Below are 24,252 nucleotides of genomic sequence, written 5' to 3'. Positions count from 1 at the left end.
TTTACGGTTGGTGCCGAGGACCGGACTTGAACCGGTACGGTAGTCACCTACCGCAGGATTTTAAGTCCTGTGCGTCTGCCAATTCCGCCACCCCGGCAATTGCTGGTGGCTCGGGACGGAATCGAACCGCCGACACGAGGATTTTCAGTCCTCTGCTCTACCGACTGAGCTACCGAGCCTAATGAAAGATTCAAAAATGGAGAAAAAATTGGTGGAGCATAGCGGGCTCGAACCGCTGACCTCTACACTGCCAGTGTAGCGCTCTCCCAGCTGAGCTAATGCCCCACATAAAGGAAACTTAATTTTAGGTATTTTATGCTGACAAGGGCAATTATATAATAAGTAAACGACGAAATCAAGCACAAATCATTCCACTATTTCCTCCTATTGGGTCCATCAATTAAGTAATCCTGGGTATAATAGCGTATTCGTTCCATAATCCGTTTTGCTTTTAATTCTTCTTGGCCTGTTGTTGAATATGTAAAGTGTTCTTCCAACTCCTCATAGTTAAAATTAGACGTATAAAGAGTAGGTAGATGATTGGAAATACGATACTGTAAGACAGAACCTAAAATTTCATCCCTAACCCAAGGGGTTACATTTTCTGCCCCGATATCATCCAAAATCAAAACAGGGATTTCCTTTAAAGCTTTCATTTTTTCGGGGACTTCCCCCTTTTGTATGGCTTCTTTCATTTCCCGAAAGATCTCCGGCACATATACCATATAGGATGCTATGCGATGATTTGCCAATAGTTGGGCAAGGGCACCCATAATATAGCTTTTTCCCACACCAAAAGGACCGTAAAAATAAAGTCCCTTCACTGGTTTTCCCATCTGCATGTCCATACAAAACTGTGCTGCTGCTTTTATCGCTTCCTTATTGTATTTATCATGATTCATGGTATGAAAGGAAGCATGAAGAACTTCACTGGATATATGATGGCTGCGGATCAGTGATTGTCGATATTTTTGTTCCTCATCCCTTCGTAACAGGTTGCACTTTCTTACCGTCATAGAAACCATTCCGGATTGGAGGGATAAATGGGCCGCATATCCTTTTGCCATATTTGTACACTTCTCCAGTCCTGGACATTGTTTACAGTTTTCCTGTTCCTGAACCACTTGAATAACTGTCGGTAAATGGGATTTAATCATTTCTGGGGACAAAGATGATTTTTTAAGGAAAGAAACCACGTAGGGATGATTGAGAATGTCCTTTTCACCTTTATTTTCCCCTTTTCTTTGTTTCACCTGCTCTACCCAATGGATTAAGTGACCGTCTATTGATTTCACGATTCACGCTTCCCCTTCTCTTTTTCTTGTAATTCATATAAAATCTTTAAAATTTCCTCATCAGGACCTTCATAGGTTTCTTCTTGACCCACTTCTCCCCGTTGTAATTGGGCTGATACAGTGGAAGGAAGCTTTTCCACATAATGACCCGATTTCTTTGTATGCCTTCTTCCTCTGTTTTTGGCAGCTTTCCCTGATGACTCATTCCATTTTTTATAGATTTGATGCTCTTTTCTAGCCATCTGAAGAGCTTCTGTTACCGTCTGTATATTATTTCTTTTCCAATGTGCAGCGATCTTCTCCACCAAATTTCTAGGCAACTTGTAATCATTGGTAATCATCACATATTCTATCAACACATTCACTACTTCTGGAGCAAGTTTAAAGTCAATCAATAATGATTCTAACAAACCTACATCCGGTTGTGCTACTTTTCCCCCTTTTTGATGAAGTTCCATCAATCGCAAGGGTGAGATCGTTTTTAATGTTTCCATATGGGCTTCCTCTTTTGACAAATCCTTTGTTTCAGTCCTAAATGAAGCTGCTTCCTTTTCTGTAATTTGAGGTGGTATACCACCGAATGTCTTCCGATACCACGCTTTAAGGTTTTGTCGAAGTTTATCAAGATTTAACTCATCCTTGGGAGAATAAATCGTTGGGTCCTGAAGAAATCGGATTAATTGAACTTCATTTAGTTGGTATAAAAAGGAAATCTGCTTTAATTCCTCAACAACCTGTTTATTTAACTGTACCCTGATACTATCTGGTACGGCATGTTTAATAAACGATATATCCAAGACTTGGTCATTTAACGAAAGTTCATTGCCAGTGACCTCTTCCAATGGAGCAAGAGGAGCTTGTTTATCCAATTGGAGCAAAAATTGCTTGGATTCCTGCTGTGGAATCAGTTCCGTTGGTGACAGGGATGAAAATACGTCATTGAATGAACGTGTGATTTCCTGTCTTTCTTTAAAAATTGCTTGGCTTTGTTTATTTAGATACCGCTGTCTAATTCGTTTATATCTTTCCTTCCCTACACGATTTAATAATATGATGCTGAGAACATCACTTGAAAAAAATGCATAGGGAGATAGCGGAGGGTAAATTTCATATTCCCAATATGTGTTTTCCTCTTGATCCTTTAATTGATAAGTTTTTAATAAACCGACAGCTTCTAGTAAATATCTGGCCTGAATAACCTGATGTAATGGAATGCTCAAGGTGGATATCAAATAGCGATGAAGTCCGTATTCAGGGGAATAGTGTTCTTCTTTTATTTCGAAGTAAAGTGCAAGGTATAATGAAAAAGCGGTATGCCCGATTATGGGTTGATATAAATGGGAAACAAAGCCTATTTCCGAAATAGAAATAGGCCTTTTTGTTTTTACGATATATTGATCATTGGGACCAATTTGATTCCATAAAAAAGACATGTGTACATATCTCCTTCTTACTCACTAATCCCATTATATCAGTTTCTATCCAAGGGTACATCCTCTTCTCCTAGTTCCAAATCGTCAAAGGTTTCTGATAGCTGATGGAGCAAAGGTTCCAGTTTCCCCAGTATCCATTTTCTCTGTTCTGAAGTAAACTGAAGTCTTTTCATCATTTTTTCAAAGGATGAAACGTTTTGCTGCAATGCCAAAAAGATAGATTGAATCTCTGCATCATTCATATGAAAAATTGGATTAGCAGACTCTAATTGATTGGTGGATCCTAATTGATGAACATCCATATTCTCTATGGTTGCACTTAAGTCTTCAGTAATATGAAATACTTCCCCCCTTTTTGGTATATGGGTAGAGTATGCCAATTCCTCTGTGATTCGTTTAGCCAGTAAATTAGCTTGCTCCCCTTCACCATGAACAACGAATACCTTTCTAGGGGAGTTTACCTGGGAAATCCAATGAATCAATCCGTTTTGATCTGCATGGGCAGAAAAGCCCTCCAGGTTGTGGATCATCGCGTTTACTTTGACATCCTCTCCAAAAATTCGAACCCGCTTTGATCCATCTAAAATTTTTCTCCCCAATGTTCCCTTGGCCTGGTATCCGACAAACACAATTTGAGATTTACTGATCCACAAGTTATGCTTCAGATGATGTTTAATTCGTCCGGCTTCACACATTCCACTGGCTGATATAATCATGATCCCGCTGGTCACCTTATTTAAAGCTTGAGATTCCTGGGGAGTTCGCACATATTGAAGGCCTGGAAAAGCAATAGGGTCAATCCCCCGATTTAATAAAGCTTTGCTTTCTTCATCATAGGATTGCTGATTTTGGTGAAACACCTCAGTAGCTTTAACAGCCAGGGGACTGTCAATAAAAACCGGGAACGGCTTGATTTCCCCTGACAAAAATAGTTCGTTTAGAAGATACAAAATTTCTTGAGTCCTGCCAACCGCAAAAGAAGGGATGATGATATTCCCTCCTTCTTTTTGCATACGATGAATGATTTCAACAAACCTCTTTTTCTCATCTTCTCTGGGGGGATGTAATTTCCCACCATAAGTGGATTCAATGAAGACGTAGTCCGCTGTCATGCCATACTCAGGATCTCTCACAATAGCCTGTCCTGGATTTCCCAAATCACCGGAAAACAAAAGCTTGTATTCTCTTTCCTTTTCATTTATCCAAACTTCAACGATTGCTGACCCAAGGATATGCCCAGCATCCCTGAACCGAATGCGAATATGGGGGCTTATTTCTACAACAGTATGATAAGGGAGAGGATGAAACAGATGTAAAGATCTTTCTGCTTCCTCTTGTGTATACAGGGGTTCCAATTCCTTCTTCCCTTTTCTTTTTCTTTTCCGATTCTTCCATTCTATCTCCATCTCCTGTATATGTCCGCTGTCGGGAAGCATCACTTTACAAAGTTCCACCGTACTTTTGGTTGCTAAAACCTTGCCGCGAAATCCCAATTTATATAAGCGTGGAATTAAACCGCTGTGATCAATATGGGCATGTGTCAGGATGATCGTGGATATTTCATTCGGTGAAATGGGAGTTTCAAAATTCCACCCCTCCATCTCCTTACTTCCTTGGAACATTCCACAATCCACTAATACCTTATCCCGTTCAATTTCCAATAAATAGCAAGAGCCTGTTACCGTACCCGCCCCGCCCAAAAAAGTAATTTTCATGACCTTCTCTCCCCCCTTTCTCTTCTTTATTTTTCCAAGAGCTCTGTCAATTCTTTAATAAAAACATTGATATCTTTAAACTGACGATATACCGAGGCAAATCGAACATAGGCTACCTCGTCCACTTTATGAAGACGTTCCATCACCATTTCACCGATTTCTTTGCTTTCTACTTCAGACTTGACGGTGCTTTTCAGTTCCCTTTCTATTTCTTCAACTACCTGCTCCAAGGTATCCATCGTAATGGGCCGTTTTTCACAGGCACGGATCAATCCCCGCAATAATTTTTCACGGCTAAACTCCTCTCGGGTACCATCTTTCTTAATGACCATTAACGGGGTTTCTTCAACAACCTCAAAGGTTGTAAATCGGCGGGCACACTCTTCACATTCTCTTCTCCTCCTGATGGACTTTCCCTCATTCACAGGTCTTGAATCAAGAACCTTCGTTCCATTATGGTCACAATATGGGCACCGCATATTCGTTCCCCTTCCTCCATCCATTTATATAGAAAATATATCATGAGCTAACAATATCATCCACCATTCTCGGCAAAGCAAACACTGAATGATAAATATTTCGCGTATAATACTTCGTATCCGGTTCAGGAAGAATAGAGATATCCTTTTGCAAAGGATCCCACTTCTTCGAGGCCAATGTAAAACTCCACAGTCCGCTTGGATATGTAGGGACGACCGCTAAATAGGTCCTAACGATTGGAAATAAATGTTTCAATGTTTTGGTGACATCTCCCAAAATATCCTCATAGAAAAAAGGAGACTCGCTTTGACAAACCATCACGCCGTCTTCTTTTAGTGCTTGAAGGACGCTTTCATAAAAAGGTCTTTCAAATAATTGAATGGCAGGTCCCACCGGGTCTGATGAATCTACAATAATCACATCATAGGCATCCTTCTTGTTTTTTATGAAAGATAATCCGTCATCTATAATAATATTTGCTTTGGGATGGGTCATTTGATCGGATATATTGGGCAGGTATTTTTGGCAATTGGCAATCACCCGTTCATCAATTTCTACCATATCAACTCGTTTGACAGATGGGTACTTTAAGATTTCCTTTAATGCTCCCCCATCCCCTCCGCCTATAATCAAAACATATTCAGGTTGAGGATGGGTGGACATGGGAATATGGGAAATCATCTCATTATAGATAAAATGGTCTTTTTCTGTCACTTGGATCACCCCATCCAATAATAGGGCTCTCCCAAAATCATATGTATCTACGATGGCCAATTCTTGAAATTTTGTTTTCTCCTGATGAAGAATGGCTTTCAATCGCCATTGAATGCGATAACCCCTCGTTTGTCTTTCGGTAAACCAAAACTGCATTTCCTCTAGTGCCATTTAGCTTCCTCCTTAAAGTATTATATAGATGAAATTAAAGAATTCACTAAGGACAGCCATCCAGTTCGTACTTAAGATGTGAGACAAAAGAATAATAAAAAGGCAGTACAGGGATTCCCATACTACCTATGTTTTGCAAAGGTTCATTACGAATGAGTGACTATTTCTTCCTTTACTTTTTTGGAAGCAGCCACATGCTTTACCAGATCCACAACACGGCATGAGTAACCCCACTCATTATCATACCATATCATGACCTTAATTTTAAAATCTCCCATCAGCATGGTGCTTAACCCATCAACAATGGAAGAATGTTCATTGCCGTTAAAATCAGTTGATACCAAAGGCTCCTCTATATACTCAATATATCGATCCATTTCTCCTTGACTAGCTTCCTTTAATACCCAATTTACTTCTTCAAGGGTCACAGGTTTTCTTACATCTACCACTAAATCAACGATAGAAACATTGGGAGTCGGTACCCTTAAGGCAAGGCCGTTCAGTTTTCCGGCCAGATGCGGCAACACTTTTCCTACAGCCTTGGCTGCTCCGGTTGAAGTTGGAATAATGGATTGGGCACAAGCCCTAGCTCGTCGAAGATCCTTGTGGGGATTATCTAAATTTTTCTGATCATTTGTATAAGCGTGAACCGTAGTCATTAAACCATTTTCTATAGAAAAGGCTTCATCCAACACCTTAACCACAGGAGCAAGGCAGTTAGTTGTACATGAAGCATTGGAAATAATATGATGTATTTCGTCATCATACACTCCTTCATTAACTCCCATAACGATCGTCACATCTTCTTCTTTTCCGGGGGCAGTAATTACTACTTTTTTGGCTCCTGCTTGAAGGTGTCTCCCTGCACCTTCCCTATCCTTAAATTTTCCGGTTGCCTCGATCACGATTTCCACGCCCAATTCTCCCCAGGGCAAATTCGCCGGATTCCGGTCTGATAAAACGATGGTCCTCTTTCCATCCACGATAATGGACCCCTCATCCACCTGAACATCCCCGTGAAAAGTACCATGAATGGTATCATATTTTAATAAATGGGCTAACGTTTCTGGAGGATAGCTAGCATTTATTGCAATAATATCAATATCGGGATCATGAATAGCCTTTCGATAAACCATTCTTCCAATTCTCCCGAATCCATTTATTCCAATCTTTGTTGCCATATAGGCTTCTCCCTCCCACTTATATTACATACTATTTTCTTAATACTATTATAATAAGTATAACACTTTTTGCAATTGATTCGGGAAAAATTATACGCTTTTTTTATTTTTGATCATATATCCGCTGATACCTGCCATAATAATAAAAAACCCTTTGCAAATAATGCCTCGTTTCCCCGTAAGGAATCCATTCTGATTTTTCAATTGTGCCATCCCAAATCCCCTGACTCAGCCATTTTTCCACGTTTCCTGGACCTGCATTATAGGCAGCCACGACTGCAGCATAATTTCCGTTAAATTTCCTTTTTAAAAAGGAAACATACCATGTTCCGATAAAAATGTTTACTTCCGGTTCATTAACCTTATCCACCACTTCTTTGGGAAAATTACCTTCCTTAATGGCCCATTTAGCCGTTTCCGGCATCAATTGCATGAGTCCAATGGCCCCCTTCTTGGATTGTGTAGTTTCTACATAGTTGCTTTCGATTTGAATAATTGCCAGAATAAGATAGGGGTCTACATCAAAAAGTTTAGAGGCCTCCATCACTTCTTCTACATAAAATATGGGGTACATATTCTGCCATACCCAGGGAGTATTAAGTGCAATAAATACGATTGCTAAAAGAATAAATAAAACGATTTCCCTTTTAGACAACTTAATCATGGTTACTCCCCTCACTTACTGTCCTTAGCAAATTCTTTAGCTCCTCCAAATAGTTGAAATAACAAATGGTCTATCTGCCTTTCGGTCTCCTCTTTGGACCCATCATTATATATGATAAAGTCCGCCCATTTTTTTTTCTCGTCCAAAGGCATTTGGGAGTGGATTCGAGCCAGTGCTTCTTCTTCGGACAATTGATTTCTTTCCATTAAACGAACCAGCTGTACAGATTTTGGGACATACACCAAAACGACTTGATCTACCATATGAAATAAATTGGATTCTATCAATAGAGGAATATCCAAAACCACGAGTTTCCCCTGGGCTTGTCCCTCTTTTTTTTGCTTTTCCATTTCCTCTCTAACATAAGGATGGACGATCCCATTTAATATTCTCCTTTTTTCAGGATCGGAGAAAATAATTTCACCCAATCGTTTGCGTTCAATTTCATGATTTACATCCAGAACTTCTTGCCCAAAATGTTGAATAATTTTTTCCCAAGCGGGGTTCCCTTTTTTAACCACTTCCCGGGCAATCAGATCTGCATCCACAATGATGGCTCCACGATGCCGAAGCATCGCAGAAACCGTACTTTTTCCACTGGCTATTCCACCTGTTAAGCCAATAACCATTCTTTAACCCCCCCAGTAATCTATAGCTGCGGAACTAAACATACATGACCCAACAGGTCACAAATGGATATGAACTGTATTTTCATATCAAAACATCATAGCATCTTAAAAAGGCCAAAAATAATCAGAACCATTCCAGGAACATAAGATATTCTTTTCATCCACTTTACATTGCCAAATATATACCCAATTTTCATTCCTGATACCAGAAAAATTCCACTCATCCCGGCAATTAATGGTGCCGATATCCATGGGGAAAATCCTATGAGCGCAGCTCCAATCCCTGCACCAAAGGCATCCATGGATAAGGCAATTCCCAGCAATGTTGCTTCGATACCGGAGATAACCCCCGAACGATCCATATCCGCCTTCATTGGTGATTTTAAAATTTGGATCATTAATCCAAGAGTTTTAATTTCAATGGACAAAATGGGGGACGGAGCATATAATTCTTCTTGTTCACGTTGTCCCCGATACATATTGTAAATTGCCCAAAGCCCAATCAAAATCAGGATGACAGCTCCAATCATTTTCGCTAAAGATGGATCAAAAAAACGATAAATAAAAAATCCCAATTGCATTGACAAAACCATAACAAATGCCGAACATAAAACAATGATAAATATGGATCGCAGAGGAATGTTTACTTTTCTAAGTCCATAGGTCACGCCAACACCCAATCCATCCAGACTTACGGCAAAAGACAAGATGAGAAGCGATAAAAAATTAAGCACCGTTTTCTCCTCCTTTGATGCCTACCATACATTCACATCATATGGGAGGTTCCCGGGAGTGGTGCTATTCCAGAAATGAGAAGTGGAAAACACATGTTTATTTTTGGCATTTGGGACAAATGTGGGTTCCCCTGCCGCCAACTACAAGACGAATTACTTCTGTACCACAATGAAAACAAGGATTGCCTTTCCGACCATATACTTTTAACTGCTGCTGAAACATGCCCATCTCTCCTTGTCCATTGACATACGATTTTATTGAAGATCCCCCCATCTCAATGGCCTTCTCCAAGGTCTTTCTGATGGCCTCATATAACTTCATAACCTCTTGGCAGGTTAAACTGGAGGCTGGTCTCTCAGGGTGAATCCCTGCCATAAACAGAGCTTCATCCACATAAATGTTCCCCAACCCTGCCAAAAATTCCTGATTCAATAACAAAGGTTTTATCTTAGTCTCTCTTTTCGCTGTTTTCGCCGCAAATTGGGAAAAGGTAAATGTTTCATCCAGTGGTTCAGGTCCCAGTTTATTCAAAGGCGCCCGATGGTTTTCTGAGCCCTTCGGATAGAGATGCATCGTTCCGAATTGACGAACATCCCGATAGCGAAGTTCCGTTCCGTCGGAAAAATGAAATATGATGTGAGTATGCTTTTCTACGGGATCATCCTTTAGGTATAAACCATACCTTCCCTCCATGCGAAGATGGGAAACAAGGACCATATCCTCAAATTCGATAAGCAAAAATTTTCCTCTTCTTCCGATATCCTTTACCATTTTCCCTTTGAGATAAAAACGGAATTCTTCAACATCATTGGGGTATTTGATAATTTTGGGAAGATAAACCAAGACATCCTTGATCTCTTTTCCAACAATTAATGACTTTAAGGTTTTTCTTATGGTTTCAACTTCTGGCAATTCCGGCATTCTCATTCACACTTTCTTTAAATTTCAATTGGCTATATTATAGACGAAGGCTGTCCTTAGTGAATTCTTTATTACCGTCCATTTATTTACTTCGCTTCTGCCCATGTGTTTCCGAAGCTTACATCCACTTTTAATGGTACTTTTAAGGACAAAACCTTCTCCATCACTTCAGGGACAAGAGACATCATATCACCCAGTTCTTCCCGTGGTACATCAAAAATCAGTTCATCATGGACCTGCAGAATCATGCGGCTTTTCCGTTTTTCATCGATGAGTCTTTGATTGATGGATACCATGGCCAATTTAATAATATCTGCCGCTGTCCCTTGAATCGGCGTGTTCATCGCTGTTCTTTCAGCAAAGCTCCTGAGATTAAAATTCTTGCTATTGATCTCAGGCAAGAATCGTCTTCTGTTAAGAAGCGTGGTTACAAAACCATCTTTCTTCGCCTGTTTGACGATATCTTCCATGTAGGTTTTAACCCCTTTAAAAATTTGGAAGTAACGCTCAATAAATTCTGCGGCTTCTTTCCTGGTAATATTTAAATTTTGTGATAAACCATAATCACTAATTCCATAGACGATTCCAAAATTAACCGCCTTCGCCTGTCTTCTCATGAGAGAGGTAACCTGTTCCTGCGGGACCCCAAATACATCCATCGCCGTTCGAGTATGAATATCCATATCCGCGTTAAAGGCTTCAATTAACTTTTCATCTCCGGAAATATGGGCCAGAATCCGCAGCTCAATTTGGGAATAATCTGCAGAAAGAAGGACCCAACCTTCATGGCTTGGTATAAATGCTTCTCTGATCCTTCTTCCTTCCTCCAATCGAATAGGGATATTTTGTAAATTAGGTTCAGTACTACTAAGTCGGCCGGTTGCCGTTAACGCCTGGTTAAAAATCGTATGAATTTTACCTGTTTTTTCGTTAACGGCCTTTAACAGCCCTTCAATGTATGTCGACTTCAGCTTGCCCAATTGACGGTAATGGAGCAGGCAAGGGATGATTTCGTGCTGGTCAACCAATTTTTCCAATACATCAGCACTTGTGGAGTATCCGGTCTTTGTTTTTTTAAGAACAGGCAACTTTAGTCGATCAAAAAGAATTTCAGCCAATTGTTTAGGTGAATTAATATTAAATGGTTCACCTGCCATTCTGTAGATATCCTCCGACAGCTTTGCCAGTTGGATATCCAATTCCTTACCCATTTCCGTTAATCTCTCGGTATCAATGGTAAACCCGTAATATTCCATTTCCCCTAAAATTAAACTTAATGGCTGTTCCAAATCACCATATAAACTCTCCATATTGGAGTTGCATATTTCCTGCTTTAGCCGGGGAATTACTTCCCATAATATGACGGCCTTCTCAACCACATGTTTAGCAAGTACAGATTCTTCAGGGATACAAAACTTCGCTCCCTTTCCATATACTTTCTCATCCTCCAACAGGGTTCTGCTGCCCATACGAAGGGCAATATCAGATAATCGATGGCTGGATTCCGAAGGGTTAATCAAATATGATGCGATCAGAGCATCCATCGTAATACCACTGAAAGATATCCCTTTCCAACGAAGCGCTACTTTTCCCCTTTTCCCATCATAAGTCCACTTTTCTGTCCTTTTATCCTGCAACCAATTTTTTAACCGATCCCAAGAATAAAGGATAGAAGCAGGAACATAAAATTGCCCTTTATCCGTCTTAATCCCCAGGCCAAGAAGTTCTGCCTGATGATAGTTTTCCCCTGCCAGTTCAATGACAACAGATCCTGGAGAAGTCAGATATTCCTCTAATTTTCCTAGATTTTTCTGATTGGCTATTTCAAAGGTGATTTCTTCACGAACTGATTCTTCAATCTCTGAAACTTCTATTTTTTCCAATAAGGATTTAAATTCGAGATGTTTGAGCAAAGGAACAACCTTCGCAGGTTGATATCCGACATACTTGGTATCCTGCCATTTAATCGGCAGGGGCACATCCCGTTTGATGGTCGCTAATGATTTGCTTAATAACGCTTTATCCTTATTCCCTTCTAACTTTTCCTGAAGTTTTTTACCCGATACCTCTCCAATGTGTTCAATCACTTCTTCTACTGTACCAAATTGTTGAAGAAGTTTAAGGGCAGTTTTTTCCCCTACTCCCGGGACCCCCGGAATATTGTCTGAGGAATCTCCCATCAACCCCTTCAAATCAATAATTTGCTTTGGTGTTAGCCCATACTTTTCTTTGATTTGATTTTCATCATATGCTTCAACCTCAGTAATTCCCTTCTTGGTTAAAAGCACATGTACCTTTGACGAAACCAATTGGAGCATGTCCTTATCTCCAGTTACCACATAGGTGTCAATTCCATCTTCCTCAGATTCTTTGGTCAAAGTTCCAATGATGTCATCCGCTTCATATCCTTCCAATTTAACATGGGAAATGCCAAAAACGGTAAGGAGCTCTTTGATCAGCGGAAACTGTTCTGATAACTCTGAAGGTGTCTTGCTTCTCGTGCCTTTGTATTCTTTGTAATCGCTATGCCTAAAGGTGATCTTCCCTGCATCAAAGGCCACAATGATGTGTGTGGGTTTTTCTTCTTCCAAAAGTTTTAACAACATGGTGGTAAACCCATATACCGCATTGGTATAGGTACCCTGATGATTCGTTAGTAGCGGAAGGGCATAAAATGCCCGGTTTGCAATACTATTTCCATCGATCAATAAAAATTTATCCATTTCAAGCACCCCGTTTCTCTGTCTGTTCCCATCATACCATACCCTATGATACGAATAAAATTGGACAAAAAAAAGGAAGCACCCAGGTACTCCCTATTATCTATTCCGTTCTTTAGTCTTGAAGCGTATATGTCTAAAGAGATAAGGAAACTATTGAGTATTTCCCATCAATAATTTGGCATAAGGTGAAGAGATAGGAAGTACGATGACTGGCTTCCCTTTCATTGTCGTCTCATAGGATAAAAGGGTCCGATATAGACGATAAAACTCAGGGTCCTTCCCATAAGCTTCATTATAAATTTTAGCTGCTTCCTTTTCCCCTTCCCCTTCGATTGCCTTAGCCTTCGCTTCCGCTTCAGCCAGCATTTCCTTTACCTGACGATCTGTTTCCGCTTTTATTTTGGTTGCCTCTGCTTCCCCTTGGGACAAATACTCTTGAGCTTTACTTCTTCTTTCAGATATCATTCGATTAAATACGGACTGTTCATTTTGATCAGGTAAGTCTGTTCGTTTTACCCTTACATCAATTACGTCTATTCCATATCCGTCCCTTCTTAAAACGTCATCCACCTTCTGGGTGACGATCTCATTAAAACCTCTTCTTGCTGAGGCTTCATCATTTACAATCTCATCAAAATTTAGTTGACCCAGATCTGCACGAATAATGGAGTAAACCGCTTCTCCTAACCTGGCTTCAGCATTTTCAACCGTTCTGGCAGTTTGAATCATCTTAAGCGGATCTTCAATCCGCCAAACGACATAGTTATCAATCATCATTTTTTTCTTGTCCTTGGTATTTATTTCAGTAGGTTGACTATCATAAACCAACTGGAATTTAGGAAGGGATTCTGCCGTTTGGATAAATGGAATTTTATAATTTAATCCCGGTTCATCAAGAATTCGGACCACTTCACCAAACTGCCTGATGATCTTGTATTCTCCTTCCTGTACAATAAACAGATTACTGAAGATTAACCCGGCCAAGAGGACCAGTATTAAAATGGCAAAGCCAACCTTTGAATATTTTTTCCATTCCAATTCCGGTTTCCTTGAATTGATATCAATTACTTTTTCGTCATCCATTACTGATTACCCCCTTGTAAAGGACGAATAGGCAAATATTTCACGGTTTCTGATGAATCGTCCATGATATAAATTTCTGCTCCAGGTAATACTTTTTCCAAAGTTTCAATGACCAATCTCTCCCTGGTTATATTAGGATTGTTCACATATTCCTGGTAGAGAGCTTCAAATCTGGCCACATCCCCTTTCGCCCTTTCAATTCTCTCAATTTTTGTTCCCTGGGCGATACTTAAACGAGCAGCAGCAGTTCCCTGAGCTTCATTATATTTCTCATTTTTATATTTTAAGGCTTCATTCACCTTTGTATTCTTTTGTTCCCTTGCATCGGTTACTTCGGTGAACGCTTTTCTTACTTCTTCATTGGGTAAATCCACATCTTGTAATTTAACGTCCATGATGGTAATTCCAATATCATATCTATCGATTAATTTCCTTAATTGATCCTTCACGCTTCTTTCAATTTCTGGTTTCCCATCTGTTAGAGCACTGTCAATCTTTGAGCTTCCAATCACTCCCCTTAATGCCGCTGATGTTGCATTATATAATACCTGTTCCGGATTATTAGATTTGTATAAAAATTTTTCCACATCACCGATTCTCCACTGAACGACGAGATCAGCCAGTACAATATTTTCGTCTCCGGTTAACATTTTGGCTTCTTCTGTTTTTTCTATGGTTTGACCATTTCCGTTTTCTTCATATCCAAATGTTAGACTAAACGTTTCCTTTGAAACCTTTGTGACATATTGGATCGGCCATGGCATCTTAAAATGCAACCCCGGTTGTGTAATTTGCTCGGTTACTTTTCCGAAGGTATGAACAGCCGCCTGTTCTGATTCATCAACCGTATACCACGAGGTCGTAGCGACCAGGAGTAGAATGAGTAAGATGATTCCTCCAAAGAAGGTGGCATAAACTTGCTTGATCGTCAACATTTGTTCCTCCTTTAATGTGTTCTATCATATTTTATCTCTATCATACCAGTACAATACGAATAAAGGGAGAAAAAGATTCAAAAGAAATTTTAATTTTAGATAATATATGGACAGACCTAAAGAATTCATTATGAACCGCCATCGAGTTTATACAAGTTGTGAGGCTAAAGGATGGGAATTAAAATGACTCTATCTTCGATATAGTTGGATAAAAATAATGGTTACTTTTGAAAGGTATTGTTTTCGGACTACGGGAGGATTTACAATATGAATAATATCCATTCAAGAGAGGCGGAATGCTATATGAAAAATAAGGAGAAACCAATCATAAACCCATATATTACCCTTATTATAGGAGTGAGTGCCGTTTCTACATCTGCCATATTTGTTAAATTGGCTACTGCTCCTGCACCGATTATTGCAACATACCGATTGTTGTTTACTTTTTTACTCATGACACCCATTTTTCTACTATTTTATCGGCATGAATTGAAAGACATAAAGAAGAAAGACTGGATATTTTCTACTCTTTCAGGAGTTTTCCTAGCCTTTCATTTTATCCTGTGGTTTGAGTCACTCAATTATACTTCCGTAGCAAGTTCCGTGGTTCTCGTTACCCTTCAACCATTATTTTCCGTCATAGGAGCCTATTTTTTATTTAAGGAAAGGGTTCCTATGAAAGCGATTCTCGGAGGAAGTTTGGCCATTGCAGGAAGCTTTTTTATTGGTTGGGGTGATTTCAAGATAGGCGGCATGGCCTTGTTTGGTGATATATTGGCTCTTTTGGGGGCCATTATGGTAACAGCCTATTGGCTTTGCGGTCAGGACATACGAAAAAGACTTTCTCTGATAACTTACACCTATGTCGTCTATGGGGCAAGTTCCTTAACCCTGGTGATTTATAATCTAGCTTTAGGATATTCATTTTTTCCTTATCCAACGATGGATTGGGTATACTTTTTAAGTTTGGCTCTTTTTCCTACTTTACTCGGGCACACACTATTTAATTGGGCGATCCGCTGGCTGAATGCATCCACCATTTCCATGAGTATATTAGGAGAACCGATTGGTTCAGCAATCCTTGCTTATTTTATTTTGGGGGAAGTCATTAACACTACCCAGTATATTGGAGGGGCCTTAATTCTATTTGGAATATACGCCTTTATCAAATGGAATGAACAGACAAAAACCAATCCTTCCTTTGAGAACTGTAGGGATTCCCATCCTGCGAATAGTAATTTTTAAAATATAACAATTATTAAAATATACGTTTTATACGAAATCATAAATGGGTAATATAATATTACCCATTTATTTTTTATCGTTAATTATCTGAAAGTTCAAATCTTAAGTAAATATTATTTATTCTCATGTTAAAATAGCTTTACTTTATATGATGATAAATATCTATATCCACATAGAGGTGAATTCTATGAAGAGGTTTTTTTTACTTATCAGTTTTGTTCTGTTACTTCCTCTCACCTTTTATCAAGGATGGGATCTGGTCATTTATGGTAAATTGCAGACAAATGAATATTATCCAAAAAAAGAAAAAAAGGTCCTGCTCGGGGGAGAACCTGTAATTATTACAAGTAGCCATGTTGCCTATCTCGGAAAAACAACTATGTATGACGGGCAATACGTCATGGCGGCCGGACATGATAATGATGTAAATTCTTCTTTCATTTTGAAAATAGATTCACCGATTCCTAATCGTGGATATTTGTTAGCTCATAATCAATACGGATTGTATGGACTCATAAAAAATCCCGTAAATAATCCAACCATAACAGCGGTCAGCAGGGGATATATCAAACTGGATGATGCATATATCCTTAACGGCAAAGAGAATATACCCATCCGTTTAATCACCTATTCCTTTACTGACATGATCAATCCTACCCTTGCCAGAGATGTTATCGTTTTTAAAATAAAAAATGAGAAAACAATTGAAAGTGGAATGAGCGGATTACCCATCATTCAGAACGGCAAATTAATCGGAGCTTTACGGGGATATATCAGAGGGAATAAACAATTGGGAATGGCCACTCCCATTTTTAAAAGTATAGATAGTTTTAACCGTTATTTAGTTGAGACAAACTCACCCCAGTTGGCGGTGTCTCTACCTTCAAATCACGATAAAGAGGATAATCAGATCAATTAGGCTAAAAATAGCTTATTCATCTATAGATGTGGAACGTAAGATCCACACGTCCGCTAATCGAGTTCTTTTAGAAGGCTATAGTCTTTTGGATTTTTTCCGTATTCTCCTTTATAATTATATATAGTAGGTAACTATAATTATAAAGGAGCTATATTATGAATACGCATATTAATCGGATCTGGGTTGTTCGTGGTGCTACATTTTTGGTTATTCTGTTTGCCACTCTTCTTCTATCCTTTCTCGGGGAGAATACCTATTTTATAAACTTACTCAACACCAGCTTTTTAATTGGGCTTTTCCTATTGAGCATTGCAGGTGCCGGTTGGGTCATCCTTGGTGACTTCTTTATCACCTTCGCAAAAGGATGGAAAATCTTATTTTCCAGAGATAAAGAGTCGGAATTTTGGTTTGATGCAGAGCCGTTAAATGAGGATGAGAAGATAAAGAAAAAGCTAAAAGGGGAAGTAAAAACCGAGTGGTTTGTTTATCTTCCCTTTATCAGCGGACTCATGCTTATTGGGCTATCAATTTTTCTGTTGTTGTTTTTTTGATTCTCTCTGCACCAGAGGCAACATGATAAAAAACGATGTCCCCTTTCCTTCGGCACTTTCTACACGGATTGTTCCATGGTGAGCATCCACTAAATGTTTTACAATGGCTAATCCAAGTCCTGTTCCACCAGAAGAACGTGACCTCGCCTTATCTACCCGATAAAACCTCTCAAAAATTCGGGATAAATCCTTCTTTGGAATACCTATGCCTGTATCTTTTACTTCTATTTCCACATGTTCTTCCATATTTCCAAAACGGATCCAAATTGTTCCCCCTTCAGGCGTATAAACAATTGCGTTACTAATTACATTTAAAAATATTTGCCTGAGTCTATCTTTATCCCCTTCTAATAGTAAGGAATTTTCGTCAAAAACAATTTTTAATTTTTTTTGAGTGATTTCCTCTCTCATTAGATCAAGGATGTCATTAATGATTTGAGTAATATTTACCTCTGTAATTTCCAAAGGAAAGTCTCTTTGTTCAATTTTTGACAAATCCAAAATGTCTTTAATCAAACGATTTAATCTCTCGCTTTCATCGTATATGATTTGTAAAAATTTTCTAGTTGTCTCCTCATCCAAAGTCTCACTGTCAATTAAAGTCTCCGCAAAACCCTTGATTGCAGTAATTGGAGTTTTCAATTCATGGGAAACATTGGCAACAAACTGGCTTCTCATCTGTTCCAGATGCCGAATCTCCGTGATGTCATGGAGTACGATAACACATCCTGCTATCGTACTCTGATCATGATAAAGGGGGGCAAAATGAACATCAAATATTCTTTCCTTTGGATAATACAAGTGTACCTCTTTCCTTAATCGTTCTCCTTCTTCCAAACAGGTATCAATCCATTGAGATAACTCATAACTTTGAATCGCTTCTACATGGAGGCGATTTTCCATTTTTTTTCGTTCCACACCTAATATTCTTTCTGCCGCATCGTTAACCAGTTGAATTCTGCCGCCCCGTTTTACAAAAAGCACTCCGCTTTCCATATTGGATAAAATGCTGTTTAACTGCTGTTCATTTTCATTAATCTCCGTAAGATGATTCTGCAAACTGTCAGCCATCATGTTTATGGCTTGGGCCAATTGTCCAATTTCATCTTTAAAGGGGTACTTTTTCACCCTGAGGGAATAATCATTTTCTGTAATTCTTTTCGCAACAACGGTCATTTTCTCAATAGGCCGTGTTAAAGAATGGGCATATTTTCGAATGACAATTGAAGTTAATATAAAAGCTATAAATAGCGTAACCCCTAAACTACGCCACAGTTCTTTTATTAAGTTTTCAGATTGAAGGGACATATAAGTATTTTCAATAAGTTTTGCCAAATATACTCCCAACAAAAGAAAAGCCGTTCCGATAATCACCATAAAGGATAAGGTCATACGATTTCTTAAATATTTCATGTTTTGCCAGGCCCCTCAAATTTATATCCCAAACCTCGAATGGTTTTTATATATTCAGGCTGACGGCTGTTTGCTTCAATCTTTTCCCGCAGATGACTAACATGAACATCAACAATTCTAGTATCTCCCATATAGTCAAAGTTCCAGACCTGATTCAGCAACTGCTCCCGGGACATGACTTTTCCTCGGTGCTGGGCTAAATATATCAGAAGTTCAAATTCCTTCGGCGTCAGATCAATCATCTGCCCGTCTATCCGTACTTCATGCTTGTCAATATCAATAGATAAATCTCCGATCTCGATCACTTTTTTTGCTTGCTGATCCGTTTCCCTTCCCTGGCTTCTTCTTAGGATTGCCTTAATTCTGGCGATCACTTCCCTTGGACTAAAGGGTTTTGTCAAATAATCATCAGCCCCCAATTCAAGGCCCAAGATTTTGTCAATTTCATCATCCTTTGCAGTCAACATTAAAATCGGCACATCATTATTCCCTTGCCTTAATTGTTTGCAAACTTCCATTCCATCCAATTCCGGCAGCATTAGATCCAATATGATAAAATCTGGCGTTGATTGGTTTACCATTTGAAGAGCCATTAATCCATCCATTGCCGTTTCCACTTCAAATCCTGCCTTTGTTAAATTAAATTGAAGCAGCGTAACAATAGATTGTTCATCATCAACCACCAAAACCTTGGTCATTGATCTCACCTCAATTATGGATTGACTTTATCTTTGACTTCATGAAATAACTGGTCTGCTTCATTTAACAGTTCTTCTCCCTTTTTCAGGTACTTTTCGTCCTGAAAATCATAGTAATTAAACAATTGTTGATAACCTTTTATTCTCTTGTCTAGGGCCAGAAGTATTTTTTCTTTCAACTGAACCATATCCTCCGGAACCGGGGTCCCAAACAAGTCCTGCTTGATTCTTTCGGTCACTTTCCTTCCCTGATCTATGGCGTTTTGAGCTTTGGTTCTTTTCATTCCTTTGGAAACCTGGTCCATGACTTGCTGCAGCATCTTCTTTCCATTTTCATGCTGTTCAAGAATATCATTTGCTTTATTCACAAATTGAACCGTAATTTTTTCCCTTTCTTCAGGTGTAATTTCTGGGGAGCATCCACTTAAGATAAACAGCAAAGCAAACAACAGGATCCCATATTTTTTTATCATTCTTTAATCACTCCCCTCTATCATCTGGAGCTTTAGTTGAATGCAGAGTAAAAACTGGAAGGATGTTATAAGTAAATTCTTAATACCGTCAAATACCCAGTTCCTTTTTTCTGGCTCCGTTCTTTAGCCTCGAAGCGGACATGAATCACATCTGGGCAGGACTCAACAAGCAAACGTGTAAATTTTTGATATGAAAATGTATTTTCATATCAATTTGTGGCCCGAAGAGGCATGGGCGTTTAGTTCCGGATCTATAGATCTATAGTAATAATTATAGCTTTATCTATATGAGAAAAAAAGCACTGGCCTATCCAGTACTTTTTCTATAATCTATTCATATAATAAACAAGAAACCCAATGATTAGGCTTTACTTCCTTCCACTGAGGAATAGTCTCGGCACACTCCGGCATTGCTTTTGGACAACGAGTCCTAAAACGACAGCCGCTAGGAGGGTTCATGGGGCTTGGAACATCCCCTGATAAAATAATTCTCTCTCTCTTCCTCTCCACCTCTGGATCGGGAATCGGAATAGCTGACAGAAGAGCCTCGGTATAAGGATGAAGTGGATCACTATACAATTCAATACTTTCAGCCATTTCCACAAGATTCCCTAAATACATCACTCCCACCCGATCACTGATGTGTTTTACCATCGAAAGATCGTGGGCGATGAACAAATAGGTTAGATCTCTTTCCTTCTGCAAATCTTCCATGAGGTTGACTACCTGTGCCTGAATGGAAACATCTAGGGCTGATATCGGTTCATCAGCAATTATAAAGTCTGGCTCAACGGCTAAAGCCCTTGCAATACCAATTCTCTGCCTTTGTCCTCCACTAAATTCATGGGGGAAGCGATTGGCATGTTCTCGGTTTAATCCAACCGTTTCAAGGAGATAGTAAATTTTTTCTAACCTATCTTTTCCGGTTGCCAACTGATGAATATCTATTCCTTCTCCGATAATATCGCCTACCGTCATTCTGGGGTTAAGGGAAGCGTAAGGATCTTGGAAAATCATCTGCATTTCTCTATTAAACTGTCTCATCTCACGGTTGGATAACTTATGGACATTTTTCCCTTTAAAAATAACCTCTCCGCCAGTCGCCTCATACAGACGAATGATGGTTCTCCCTGCCGTAGATTTTCCGCAACCTGATTCCCCAACCAGACCTACCGTTTCTCCTTTTTTGACAGAAAAGGTTACGCCGTCGACGGCTTTAACTACTCCATCTCCAACCCGGAAGTGCTTTTGTAATCCATTCACTTCAAGAATGACTTCATCTTTTACTTCATGCATGCTTCACCCCTCCAATTTCTACAGGCCGTTCCACCTCTGGTGCCCAAGGGTGTTCCAGCCAGCAACTTACCTTATGACTGGAAGTAATATCGGTTGTTTCAGGCTGAACGTGATGACATACCTCCATCGCATACGGACATCTGGCAGCAAATGCACACCCCTTTGGAGGTGCAAACAAATCTGGAGGAGTTCCATCTATTGGCACCAGCTTTTTACCCTTTGTATCCAGTCGGGGAACAGAGCGCAGCAGCCCCCAAGTATATGGGTGCTTCGGATTGTAAAAAATCTCATCCAGTTCACCTGTCTCAACAATCTTGCCAGCATACATCACAATAACCCGCTGGGCAATATCAGCTACGACTCCCAAATCGTGAGTAATGATGATAATGGATGTTCCCAACTGCTTCTGTAAATCTTTCATCAAATCGATAATCTGTGCCTGGATGGTTACGTCCAAAGCAGTAGTCGGTTCATCGGCAATTAATAGCTTTGGATTACATGCCAGCGCAATGGCGATCATCACCCTTTGCCTCATTCCGCCGCTAAATTCATGGGGATATTGTTTTACCCTACCTTCAGGGTTGGGGATCCCTACAAGCCGAAGCATCTCTATAGCCTTTTGCCGTGCATCTCGCTTATTTAATCCCTGATGCTTTATTAACCCTTCTGAAATCTGTCGTCCCACTGTCATCGTAGGATTTAAGGAAGTCATGGGATCCTGAAAAATCATCCCCATTTGAGATCCCCTGATTTTTTCCATTTCTTTATTCGCTAACTTGACGATATCTTTTTCGTCAAAGAGAATTTCTCCGTTTTTGATCACACCTGGAGGCGTAGGAATTAATCTCATCACGGCTTGAGCCGTTACACTTTTTCCACAACCGGATTCTCCTACAATCGCAACCGCTTCTCCTTTATTTACTTCAAAATTAACGCCACGTACGGCTTTTACTTCCCCAGCGTAGGTCATAAAGGAGACTTCCAAATTCTTTACTTCCAACAATTTTTCCATTCACTTACCTCCTTTACTTACGCAAACGCGGATCTAAGGCATCACGCAACCCATCGCCAAATACGTTATAAGCAAACATCGTTAAGGAAATAAAAAACGCCGGGAAAAACAATCTCCACCATTGTCCTGAGATAATGGTAACAACTCCATCGCTTGCCATCGTACCCCAGCTGGCCATCGGTACCTGAACTCCCAGTCCGATAAAGCTTAAGAAGGCTTCCGCGAATATAGCCAATGGAACAGTTAAAGTCATGTTTACAATAATCGGTCCCATTGAATTGGGAATCAAATGCTTAAATAACAGCCGCGAAGTGCTTGCTCCCAATGTTCTTGCTGCCAATACGAACTCCTGCTGTTTAATCTGGAGAATTTGCCCTCTGACCAAACGAGCCATTCCAATCCAACCGGTTGAAGCGAGGGCGACGATAATGGTTAATAATCCCGGTCCCATCACCACCATCAGCAGGATCACAACAATCAGGTAAGGAAGTCCATATAATACATCAACAATTCTCATCATCACACTATCTGTCCTGCCGCCCTTGTATCCTGAGATACCCCCATAAATGACACCTATGACCAAATCAATAATGGCAGCAGTAAGACCAATGAATAAAGAAATTCTAGCTCCATACCATGTCCGTACGAACATATCTCTTCCTAAATCATCGGTACCAAACCAATGGGCCTTCGACAAGGGCTGGTTCGCTTCTGTCAAACTCTGGTCAGAGTAGCTATAGGGAAGCATGTACGGACCTATAATCGACATAATGGCTAAAAAGATGATGATATATAGCCCAAACATGGCCAATTTATTTTTTCTTAGTCTTCTCCAGGCGTCCTGCCAAAAACTTAAACTAGGCCTTACGATTTGCTCTGCCTGGGAAGATTCAACTTTCATTGGGCGAAACATATCTTTTGTAATTTGTTCCATCAACTATCTCCCCTTCCCAAGCTTTATCCGCGGATCAATTAACCCGTAGGCGAAATCTACCAAAAAGTTCGCTAGAATAAGAATGGCACTATAAAAAATAGTAGTTCCTAAAATGACAGGATAATCCCTATCTGTAATACTGGTTACGAAATACTTGCCCATACCTGGAATACCAAAAACATATTCAACAACGAAGGTACCTGTTAATAAGGCAGCTGTAAGCGGTCCCAAAATCGTAATAACAGGCATGATGGCATTACGAATTGTATGCCTCCAAACAATCACCGCAGAAGATAATCCTTTTGATTTCGCCGTTTTAATATAGTCCTGATTGAGCACCTCAAGCATGTTAGAACGCATTAAACGGGCAATAACCGCCATGGATTGAAATCCAAGGGCCAAGGAAGGCAATACGGTATGGGCGAATGTACCCCATCGAGCCACGGGGAACCATCCCAGTTCTACAGCAAATATCTTAATAAACAAAGGCGCCAAAATAATATTGGGAACAGACACTCCGATTACCGCAATCACCATCGCCGTATAATCCAAGGTTCCATTATGTCTCAGAGCTGCGATAACTCCCAAACTTAGCCCTGTTATGAGAGCAAAAAGGATAGATTGAGCTCCCAGTTGGGCTGACACGGGGAAGTTCTGTTTGATAATGTCATTTACTGTTCTCGTCTTTGATTTAAATGAGGGACCCAAATCCAGCTTCATCAAATTTCCCAGATAATTTACATATTGAACCGGCAAGGGCTTGTCTAATCCGTAAAATTTCTTTAAATTTTCAATGGTTTGAGCTGGCAATTTCTTTTCTTGTAAAAAAGGATCACCGGGGATCGCATGCATTAAAATAAAGGTGAGAGTCACAATCACCCACAGAGTAACAATCAGCATCCCGAGACGCCTCAACAAAAACTGTATCAAACCTTTCACCTCCAACATCCAATAGCACCCTAAAACTTCCGAAAGAAGAGGTATACCCTTTACGAGTATACCTCTTTTCGGATGTCATATCTACATAAAATT

Annotated in this window: 23 protein-coding genes and 3 tRNA genes; 3 read left to right on the top strand and 23 right to left on the bottom strand. The window is 39.7% G+C overall.

Annotation, left to right across the window (positions count from 1 at the left end):
- Positions 1-8: 8 nt before the first annotated feature.
- From L1765_RS03090 to hflK, 16 genes are all read right to left on the bottom strand, one after another.
- Positions 9-97: transfer RNA gene (locus L1765_RS03090), tRNA-Leu, on the bottom strand.
- 6 nt (positions 98-103) lie between these two features.
- Positions 104-179: transfer RNA gene (locus tag L1765_RS03085), tRNA-Phe, on the bottom strand.
- Positions 180-209: 30 nt separating this feature from the next.
- A tRNA-Ala gene (locus L1765_RS03080) sits at positions 210-285 on the bottom strand.
- Between the two features lie 89 nt (positions 286-374).
- Positions 375-1,295 carry a primosomal protein DnaI gene (gene dnaI, locus L1765_RS03075; RefSeq protein WP_236404641.1) on the bottom strand — a complete coding sequence of 307 codons (921 nt, stop codon included), beginning with the start codon at positions 1,293-1,295 and terminating at the stop codon, positions 375-377.
- Positions 1,292-2,728, bottom strand: coding sequence for a replication initiation and membrane attachment family protein (locus L1765_RS03070; RefSeq protein WP_236404633.1), 1,437 nt, complete (start codon positions 2,726-2,728; stop codon positions 1,292-1,294). Before L1765_RS03070 ends, dnaI begins: the two co-directional genes overlap by 4 nt.
- 38 nt (positions 2,729-2,766) lie before the next feature.
- A complete protein-coding gene (locus L1765_RS03065; protein WP_236404611.1) occupies positions 2,767-4,443 on the bottom strand; it encodes an MBL fold metallo-hydrolase RNA specificity domain-containing protein in 1,677 nt (558 codons plus the stop codon).
- Positions 4,444-4,469: 26 nt separating this feature from the next.
- Complete coding sequence (gene nrdR / locus L1765_RS03060) at positions 4,470-4,922, bottom strand: transcriptional regulator NrdR (RefSeq protein WP_236405073.1); 453 nt, start codon at positions 4,920-4,922, stop codon at positions 4,470-4,472.
- Between the two features lie 40 nt (positions 4,923-4,962).
- Positions 4,963-5,808 carry a polyamine aminopropyltransferase gene (gene speE, locus L1765_RS03055; protein WP_236404609.1) on the bottom strand — a complete coding sequence of 282 codons (846 nt, stop codon included), beginning with the start codon at positions 5,806-5,808 and terminating at the stop codon, positions 4,963-4,965.
- Between the two features lie 146 nt (positions 5,809-5,954).
- Complete coding sequence (locus tag L1765_RS03050; protein ID WP_236404607.1) at positions 5,955-6,989, bottom strand: glyceraldehyde-3-phosphate dehydrogenase; 1,035 nt, start codon at positions 6,987-6,989, stop codon at positions 5,955-5,957.
- A gap of 103 nt (positions 6,990-7,092) precedes the next feature.
- Positions 7,093-7,653, bottom strand: a complete 561-nt coding sequence (locus tag L1765_RS03045) for a lytic transglycosylase domain-containing protein (protein ID WP_236404606.1) — start codon at positions 7,651-7,653, stop codon at positions 7,093-7,095.
- A gap of 11 nt (positions 7,654-7,664) precedes the next feature.
- Entirely contained in the window at positions 7,665-8,282 is a 618-nt protein-coding gene (gene coaE, locus L1765_RS03040) for a dephospho-CoA kinase (protein ID WP_236404604.1), read from the bottom strand.
- A 95-nt stretch (positions 8,283-8,377) separates the two neighbouring features.
- Entirely contained in the window at positions 8,378-9,016 is a 639-nt protein-coding gene (gene ytaF / locus L1765_RS03035; RefSeq protein ID WP_236404596.1) for a sporulation membrane protein YtaF, read from the bottom strand.
- Positions 9,017-9,113: 97 nt separating this feature from the next.
- The gene (gene mutM, locus L1765_RS03030; RefSeq protein ID WP_236404594.1) at positions 9,114-9,938 is read right to left on the bottom strand and encodes a DNA-formamidopyrimidine glycosylase; all 825 of its coding nucleotides are present in this window, start codon (positions 9,936-9,938) and stop codon (positions 9,114-9,116) included.
- A gap of 86 nt (positions 9,939-10,024) precedes the next feature.
- A complete protein-coding gene (gene polA, locus L1765_RS03025) occupies positions 10,025-12,661 on the bottom strand; it encodes a DNA polymerase I (RefSeq protein ID WP_236404586.1) in 2,637 nt (878 codons plus the stop codon).
- A gap of 150 nt (positions 12,662-12,811) precedes the next feature.
- Positions 12,812-13,744: a protease modulator HflC gene (hflC, locus tag L1765_RS03020; RefSeq protein ID WP_236404584.1), complete on the bottom strand. Its 933-nt coding sequence runs from the start codon at positions 13,742-13,744 to the stop codon at positions 12,812-12,814.
- Positions 13,744-14,679, bottom strand: a complete 936-nt coding sequence (hflK, locus tag L1765_RS03015; RefSeq protein ID WP_236404582.1) for an FtsH protease activity modulator HflK — start codon at positions 14,677-14,679, stop codon at positions 13,744-13,746. The genes hflC and hflK overlap by 1 nt, the downstream gene beginning before the upstream one ends.
- A 267-nt stretch (positions 14,680-14,946) precedes the next feature.
- Here hflK and L1765_RS03010 point away from each other — a divergent pair, with 267 nt between their 5' ends.
- From L1765_RS03010 to L1765_RS03000, 3 genes are all read left to right on the top strand, one after another.
- A complete protein-coding gene (locus L1765_RS03010; RefSeq protein WP_236404580.1) occupies positions 14,947-15,924 on the top strand; it encodes a DMT family transporter in 978 nt (325 codons plus the stop codon).
- 187 nt (positions 15,925-16,111) lie between these two features.
- Positions 16,112-16,843 (top strand): SpoIVB peptidase S55 domain-containing protein, encoded by a 732-nt coding sequence (locus L1765_RS03005; RefSeq protein WP_236404578.1) that lies wholly within the window; start codon positions 16,112-16,114, stop codon positions 16,841-16,843.
- A gap of 155 nt (positions 16,844-16,998) precedes the next feature.
- Positions 16,999-17,394 (top strand): DUF3899 domain-containing protein, encoded by a 396-nt coding sequence (locus L1765_RS03000; RefSeq protein WP_236404575.1) that lies wholly within the window; start codon positions 16,999-17,001, stop codon positions 17,392-17,394.
- Here L1765_RS03000 and pnpS read toward each other — a convergent pair.
- From pnpS to L1765_RS02965, 7 genes are all read right to left on the bottom strand, one after another.
- On the bottom strand, positions 17,368-18,807 hold the full coding sequence (gene pnpS / locus L1765_RS02995; protein WP_236404573.1) for a two-component system histidine kinase PnpS: 1,440 nt from the start codon (positions 18,805-18,807) through the stop codon (positions 17,368-17,370). The genes L1765_RS03000 and pnpS overlap by 27 nt on opposite strands.
- Entirely contained in the window at positions 18,804-19,505 is a 702-nt protein-coding gene (locus L1765_RS02990; RefSeq protein ID WP_236404571.1) for a response regulator transcription factor, read from the bottom strand. The genes pnpS and L1765_RS02990 overlap by 4 nt, the downstream gene beginning before the upstream one ends.
- 14 nt (positions 19,506-19,519) lie before the next feature.
- Positions 19,520-19,978: a hypothetical protein gene (locus tag L1765_RS02985; protein WP_236404570.1), complete on the bottom strand. Its 459-nt coding sequence runs from the start codon at positions 19,976-19,978 to the stop codon at positions 19,520-19,522.
- Between the two features lie 330 nt (positions 19,979-20,308).
- On the bottom strand, positions 20,309-21,274 hold the full coding sequence (locus L1765_RS02980; RefSeq protein WP_236404568.1) for an ABC transporter ATP-binding protein: 966 nt from the start codon (positions 21,272-21,274) through the stop codon (positions 20,309-20,311).
- Positions 21,267-22,286: an ABC transporter ATP-binding protein gene (locus tag L1765_RS02975; RefSeq protein ID WP_236404565.1), complete on the bottom strand. Its 1,020-nt coding sequence runs from the start codon at positions 22,284-22,286 to the stop codon at positions 21,267-21,269. Before L1765_RS02975 ends, L1765_RS02980 begins: the two co-directional genes overlap by 8 nt.
- A 13-nt stretch (positions 22,287-22,299) precedes the next feature.
- Positions 22,300-23,199: an ABC transporter permease gene (locus L1765_RS02970; RefSeq protein ID WP_407942191.1), complete on the bottom strand. Its 900-nt coding sequence runs from the start codon at positions 23,197-23,199 to the stop codon at positions 22,300-22,302.
- A 24-nt stretch (positions 23,200-23,223) separates the two neighbouring features.
- Positions 23,224-24,168, bottom strand: a complete 945-nt coding sequence (locus tag L1765_RS02965; protein ID WP_329609981.1) for an ABC transporter permease — start codon at positions 24,166-24,168, stop codon at positions 23,224-23,226.
- Between the last annotated feature and the right edge of the window lie 84 nt (positions 24,169-24,252).

Source organism: Microaerobacter geothermalis (assembly GCF_021608135.1).
Classification (GTDB): Bacteria; Bacillota; Bacilli; order DSM-22679; family DSM-22679; genus Microaerobacter; species Microaerobacter geothermalis.
This window is presented reverse-complemented; position numbering and strand designations above follow the sequence as displayed.